Here is a 5,150-nt window from a genome sequence, read left to right as displayed (position 1 = left end):
CGGTGGTTCTCACCGGGCTCATGGCGGGGATCACCCTCGCCGGGATGTGGGTGCTGATCCTGCTGGTGACGCGGCGGGCAGGCAGGCGGACACAGATCGCCTACGGCCCGTTCCTGTTGATGGGGGCGTTCGTCGGTGTCCTCGCCTGGAACGCGCATTAGCGTCCCAAGCTGAAACGTTCTGGCCGAAGGAGCTGGTTCCGGCACACCGACGGCGTGGAAGACTGACCCCATGCTGCGTTGGTTGACTGCCGGAGAGTCGCACGGTCCGGCTCTGGTGGCGACCGTGGAGGGGCTGCCGGCCGGTATCCGGGTGTCCAGCTCCCAGATAGCCGACGAACTCGCCCGGCGTCGGCTCGGGCACGGGCGGGGCGCCCGGATGAGCTTCGAGCGGGACGAGGTCGAGCTGCTGGGTGGGGTCCGCCACGGCCTGACCCTGGGCGGTCCGGTGAGCATCGTCGTCCGCAACGCCGAGTGGCCCAAGTGGCGGGAGGTCATGGCGCCGGATCCGGTCGACGCTGCGGGGCTTGCCGGGTTGGCCCGCAACGCCCCCCTGACCCGTCCCCGGCCCGGTCACGCGGACCTGGCCGGCATGCAGAAGTACGGGTTCGACGACGCCCGTCCGGTGCTGGAACGGGCCAGCGCCAGGGAGACCGCGGCGCGCGTCGCGCTGGGTACGGTCGCGAAGGCCCTGCTGAGGCAGGCGTACGGCATCGAGGTCATCTCGCATGTGGTGTCGATCGGCGGTGTCGAGGTACCACCCGGTTCGCCGCCGCCCCAGCCGGTCACGATGGACGTGGTGGACGCCGACCCGGTCCGCTGCGCCGACCCAGCCACGAGCATCCGGATGGTCGCCGAGATCGATGCCGCCCGCCGGGACGCCGACACCCTGGGCGGGATCGTGGAGGTCCTGGCCTACGGCTGCCCACCGGGGCTGGGTAGCTACGTGCACGGCGACCGCCGGCTCGACGCGCGGATCGCCGGGGAGCTCATGGGGATCCAGGCGATCAAGGGTGTGGAGTTCGGTGACGGCTTCACCACGGCCCGGCGGCGCGGGTCGCAGGCCCACGACGAGATCGAGTCGGTGCCCGCCGGGGACGGGCCGCAGGCGTCGGCGCACCCGGGGGGTGCCTACCGTGTGCGGCGGGCCACCGACCGCGCCGGCGGCGTCGAAGGCGGGATGACCACCGGTGAGCCGCTGCGGGTCCGGGCCGCCATGAAGCCGATCTCGACGCTGTCCCGGCCCCTGTCGACGATCGACGTCGCCACCGGGGAGCAGGCGGTCGCGATCGCGCAGCGCTCGGACGTGTGTGCGGTACCCGCCGCCGGGGTGGTCGCCGAAGCCATGGTGGCGTTGGTGATCGCCGACGCGGCCGTGGAGAAGTTCGGCGGCGACTCGGTGGAGGAGTCCCGCCGCAACTGTGAGGCGTATCTGAAATCCCTGATCGTCAGATCGGAGTCGGTATGATCACCGCTGTCGTGGTGCCGGCCGCATGACCGGCCCGCTGAACGCCGCTGGCACCGCTGGCACCGCCGCGGCGGCCCGTGCGCGGCAGCCGGTCGTGGTGCTCGTGGGCTCGCCCGGGTCGGGGAAGACCACGGTCGGGCGGCTGCTCGCGCGGCGGCTGGACGCGGATTTCCGCGACACCGACACCGACGTCGAGGTCCGTGCCGGGATGTCCGTCGCCGACATCTTCGTCGAACTGGGGGAGGAGCACTTTCGTGCCCTGGAGCGGGACGCCATCGCCGGTGCCCTGGCCGAGCATGACGGTGTGCTCGCCCTGGGCGGTGGCGCCGTGCTGGACCCCGCCACCCGGCGGTTGCTACGGGGGCACACGGTCATCCACCTCGACGTCGGGGTCCGCGACGCGGTGGCCAGGGTCGGTCTGGCCCGGGACCGTCCGCTGTTGGTCGAGGCGCCGCGCGCCAGGATCGCCGCGATGCTGCGGGCGCGCGCGCCGCTGTATGCCGAAGTCGCCTCCGCGGTGGTGGACACCGCCGGGCGCACACCTGAGGAGGTAGTCGAGTTGGTCGAGAAGCTGCTGGAGGGCCAGAGGCAGCGCGATCATGTTTCTGGCGCGCTGCCGGAGGCCCAGGTTCCAGGGTCGCCAGAGGCCCGGGAGGCCGAGGTCCCCGGATCGCTGGTCAGGCCGTGACGACGTCGCAGGCGGCCCCGCTCCCCGCACCTTCGACACTGCCGTCGGGGACACCGGTCAGCCCGGTACCGGTGAGCCGGATCGAGGTCGCCCCGACCGGTGAACGCCCCTACGAGGTCGTGGTCGGTGCGGGTCTGCTCGGCGAACTCGCCGACCTGGTCGCCGGTCGTACCCGTGCCGCGGTCATCCACCCCCGCGCACTGCGGGCGACCGCGGAGGCGGTGGTCGCGGACCTGCGGGACACCGCGAAGGTCGAGGCCCACGCAGTCGAGATCCCCGACGGGGAGCAGGCCAAGCAGCTGCGCGTCGCCGGCTTCTGCTGGGACGTCCTCGGCCAGGTCGGCTTCACCCGCGACGACATCGTGATCGGCCTCGGCGGTGGGGCGGCGACCGACCTCGCCGGCTTCGTGGCGGCCTCGTGGTTGCGCGGTGTCGACGTCGTGCAGATCCCGACCACGGTCCTGGGGATGGTGGACGCGGCGATCGGCGGCAAGACCGGGATCGACATCGACGCCGGCAAGAACCTCGTCGGGGCGTTCCACCATCCTCTTGCCGTGTTCTGCGACCTGGCGACGCTTGCGACCCTGCCCGCGAACGAGCGGGCCTCGGGCCTGGCCGAGGTCGTGAAAGCGGGTTTCATCGCCGATCCGAGCATCCTCGACCTGCTCGAGGACGACCCGACCGGCCTGCGTCACCAGCGTGAACTGATCGAGCGGTCGATCAGGGTGAAGGCGGAGGTGGTGTCGGCCGATCCGCGGGAGGGCGGCCGGCGGGAGATCCTCAACTACGGGCACACCCTCGGGCACGCCATCGAGAAGGTCGAGGGATTCACCTGGCGCCACGGTGCCGCGGTGTCGGTCGGCATGGTCTTTGCCGCGTCCCTGAGCCGGCTCGCGGTGGGGCTGGACGAGGCCACCGCCGACCGGCATCGCGAACTGCTCGAACGGACCGGGTTGCCCACCACCTACCGGGCGGACCGCTGGCCGGCACTGCTTGACGCGATGCGGGTGGACAAGAAAAGCCGCGGTCGCCGGCTGCGTTTCGTCGTCCTCGACGGGCTCGGTCGACCACGCACACTGGACGACCCGGATCCGGCGTTGGTCGTGGCCGCGTTCTCGGAGGTGGCACGGGAACTGTCGGACCTGCCCGGTGGAGGCGGGCAGCGATGAAGGTCATGGTGCTCAGCGGCGCGAATCTCGGCCGGCTGGGGCTGCGGGAGCCGGCGGTGTACGGCAGCCGCAGCTACGGCGACCTGGTGGCAGCCTGCCGGGAACTGGCCACCGAACTCGGGCTGGAGGTGGACTGCCGGCAGACCGACGACGAGGCCACGATGCTGCGCTGGCTGCACGAGGCCGCCGACGTCGGCGCCGCGGTCGTACTGAATCCGGGTGCCTGGTCGCATTACTCCTATGCGCTGCGCGACGCGGCCACGCAGGTGCAGGGCCCGCTGGTCGAGGTGCACCTGAGTCAGACCCATGCCCGGGAGGCGTTCCGGCATCACAGCGTGATCAGTGCGGTGGCTGTCGGGACGATCACCGGTCTCGGCTTCGACTCCTACCTGCTTGCGTTGCGGGCGATCGCGGCAAGGGTCCGGCTGGCAGCGCCGTAGACGCTGGGGTGGTGTGTCGGGGCTATAGACTTTCGCGAGATCCCCGTCAGTCGAACGGACCAACCTGCTGGTCCGGCTGGAGAGTTGTGCGCAGTGGCAACCACGAATGACCTGAAGAACGGCATGACACTCGACCTCGACGGCACCTTGTGGAACGTCGTCGGGTTTCAGCACGTCAAGCCCGGGAAGGGCGGGGCGTTCGTCCGGACGACATTGAAGAACGTCCTGACCGGCAAGGTTGTCGATCGTACCTTCAACGCCGGAGTGAAGGTCGACGTGGCAACCGTCGACCGGCGTGAGATGAGCTTCCTTTACCGCGACGGCGCCGATTTCGTCTTCATGGACAGCGAGTCGTTCGACCAGATCCCGATCCCACCGGCGGTCGTGGGCGATGCCGCGGACTACATGCTGGAGAACACCACGGCGACGGTTGCGCTGCACGACGGAGCACCCCTCTACGTGGAGCTGCCCGCCAGCGTCGAACTGGTCATCTCGGCGACCGAGCCGGGTGTCCAGGGCGACCGCTCCACCGGTGGCAACAAGCCGGCGACGTTGGAGACCGGCGCCACGATTCAGGTGCCGCTCTTCATCACCACCGGAGAGAAGGTCAAGGTGGACACGAGGGACGGTCGCTACCTGGGCCGGGTGACGAGCTGAGCGCCCGGTCGAAGGCTCGTAAACGCGCCCTCGACATCCTTTACGAGGCGGACCTGCGCGGGAGCAGCTTCACCGAGACGCTCGCGCAGCGGCTCGCCCAGTCGGATCCGCCCGTGCCCGAATACACGGTCACTCTCGTCGAGGGTGTCGCCGAGCGACTCGCCGACATCGACGAGATGCTTTCCGACTATGCCGAGGAATGGACCCTCGAGCGCATGCCGCCGGTGGACCGCAACATTCTGCGGATCGGCGCGCTGGAACTGCTGTGGCGCGAGGACATCCCTGACGGGGTGGCCATTGACGAGGCCGTGGCACTCGCCGGGCTCGTGTCGACCGAGCGGTCGCCGGTCTTCGTCAACGGGCTGTTGGCGCGACTGCTCGACCTCAAGCTGGGGCGGACGTCGCGTTCGTAGAAGCCAAGCCGCGACGACCCAAGCCGGGCGAGGACCCGTCCGGTGGGGACGCCTTTGTCCGGCCGGGGGACGCCACGGTGGTGTCTCCCGGCCGGATGGCGGGTGGGCCGGCTCTTCTTGCGGCCGGCCGACGGCGCACGGAAACGACGGTTGCGCCGCCTTTGGCCGGCTGGGCCGGCTTACGCCCGCCAGCGGCGCGAAAACATGGTTGCGCCGCCTTTGGCCAGCTGGGCCTGTGTGCAGCCGCCAGCGGCGCGAAAACATGGTCGCGCCGCCTTTGGCCGGTCAGACTTGGCCTGTGCCCCGGTCAGGCCGA

Annotated in this window: 6 protein-coding genes; all 6 read left to right on the top strand. The window is 70.6% G+C overall.

The genetic code is table 11. The annotated features are described in order from the left end of the window. Positions 1–231 precede the first annotated feature (231 nt). The gene (gene aroC, locus DD1DGNOD_RS20100) at positions 232–1,467 is read left to right on the top strand and encodes a chorismate synthase (RefSeq protein ID WP_131768047.1); all 1,236 of its coding nucleotides are present in this window, start codon (positions 232–234) and stop codon (positions 1,465–1,467) included. 25 nt (positions 1,468–1,492) lie between these two features. Further along, a complete protein-coding gene (locus DD1DGNOD_RS20095; protein ID WP_131768046.1) occupies positions 1,493–2,155 on the top strand; it encodes a shikimate kinase in 663 nt (220 codons plus the stop codon). Positions 2,156–2,193: 38 nt separating this feature from the next. Further along, the gene (aroB, locus tag DD1DGNOD_RS20090; RefSeq protein WP_131768089.1) at positions 2,194–3,324 is read left to right on the top strand and encodes a 3-dehydroquinate synthase; all 1,131 of its coding nucleotides are present in this window, start codon (positions 2,194–2,196) and stop codon (positions 3,322–3,324) included. Further along, positions 3,321–3,764: a type II 3-dehydroquinate dehydratase gene (locus DD1DGNOD_RS20085; RefSeq protein ID WP_131770818.1), complete on the top strand. Its 444-nt coding sequence runs from the start codon at positions 3,321–3,323 to the stop codon at positions 3,762–3,764. The genes aroB and DD1DGNOD_RS20085 overlap by 4 nt, the downstream gene beginning before the upstream one ends. Positions 3,765–3,857: 93 nt before the next feature. Continuing rightward, on the top strand, positions 3,858–4,421 hold the full coding sequence (gene efp / locus DD1DGNOD_RS20080; RefSeq protein ID WP_131768044.1) for an elongation factor P: 564 nt from the start codon (positions 3,858–3,860) through the stop codon (positions 4,419–4,421). Continuing rightward, a complete protein-coding gene (gene nusB / locus DD1DGNOD_RS20075) occupies positions 4,418–4,834 on the top strand; it encodes a transcription antitermination factor NusB (protein ID WP_131770817.1) in 417 nt (138 codons plus the stop codon). Before efp ends, nusB begins: the two co-directional genes overlap by 4 nt. Positions 4,835–5,150 lie beyond the last annotated feature (316 nt).

The organism is Candidatus Protofrankia californiensis, assembly GCF_900634765.1.
In the GTDB taxonomy this organism is placed as follows: Bacteria; Actinomycetota; Actinomycetes; order Frankiales; family Frankiaceae; genus Protofrankia; species Protofrankia californiensis.
The sequence above is the reverse complement of the archived record's forward strand: the minus strand, read 5'-3'. Positions and strand labels throughout refer to the sequence as shown.

Coding starts and splice junctions, on each gene's coding strand:
- aroC (WP_131768047.1), top strand. CDS start 232: ATGCTGCGTTGGTTGACTGCCGGAGAGTCGCACGGTCCGGCTCTGGTG.
- DD1DGNOD_RS20095 (WP_131768046.1), top strand. CDS start 1,493: ATGACCGGCCCGCTGAACGCCGCTGGCACCGCTGGCACCGCCGCGGCG.
- DD1DGNOD_RS20085 (WP_131770818.1), top strand. CDS start 3,321: ATGAAGGTCATGGTGCTCAGCGGCGCGAATCTCGGCCGGCTGGGGCTG.